This window comes from Aeromicrobium piscarium (assembly GCF_007421815.1).
Taxonomy (GTDB): Bacteria; Actinomycetota; Actinomycetes; order Propionibacteriales; family Nocardioidaceae; genus Aeromicrobium; species Aeromicrobium piscarium.
Genome location: NZ_VLNT01000046.1, coordinates 1 through 612, shown reverse-complemented (window position 1 = coordinate 612; position 612 = coordinate 1). Strand labels below are relative to the sequence as shown.

General features: G+C 61.9%; 1 protein-coding gene. It reads left to right on the top strand.

All coding sequences use genetic code 11. From position 1 onward, the window contains the following. Positions 1-261: hypothetical protein (locus FNM00_RS19110; protein WP_221933823.1), on the top strand; the 261-nt coding region annotated here is incomplete at its 5' end. Between the last annotated feature and the right edge of the window lie 351 nt (positions 262-612).

The following is a 612-nucleotide window of genomic DNA, read 5'->3' as shown; positions in this document are numbered from 1 at the left end:
TCGCCCACGAGCGACCGCGACCACGTCATCGCGGAACTCTTGCGGATAGGGAGCAGGCATAGCGACATCCTCTCCTCTGATGCTGCGCACCAGAAGTCAGTTGTCACCTACGGCTGCATCACGCCCCTTCTCGTGATCGGTGGCGCTGTAGCCGAGCATGCCGGCGACGATGAACGGATTTGCTTCGCGGAGCATCTCGCGGATGGCTCGGCTGCGGTTGGTCAGGTTGGGGATGTCGAGGTTGCGAAGGCGCAGTCGTAGGGATGTGGGTGTGCATCGGCTGTCCTGAGGCGCAACCGGGTAATAGCCAGGGACTGGTGGTGTTCGTGGCGGTGGTCTGGTTCCTGCGGGTAGCGACGTGCTGGCAGATGACGCCGTCGAAGGGGCTGAGACAGGGGCGGGTCGCCGAGACGGATGAACAGTTGTCCTTCGTTGTCGGTGGCCACGTCGTAGACGGTGAGTTGTTGGATGCGTACGAGGGATTGCGAGCCTGTCAAGATTTCTGTGTAAGGGCCGGTCATGTGAGGTGGGGGTTGATCCGGTCGGGGTAGGTCAGTGCGAGTTGCTCGAGGGCCTGTTTCCAGTTGGTCACGACTTGGCCCTCGACGAGTC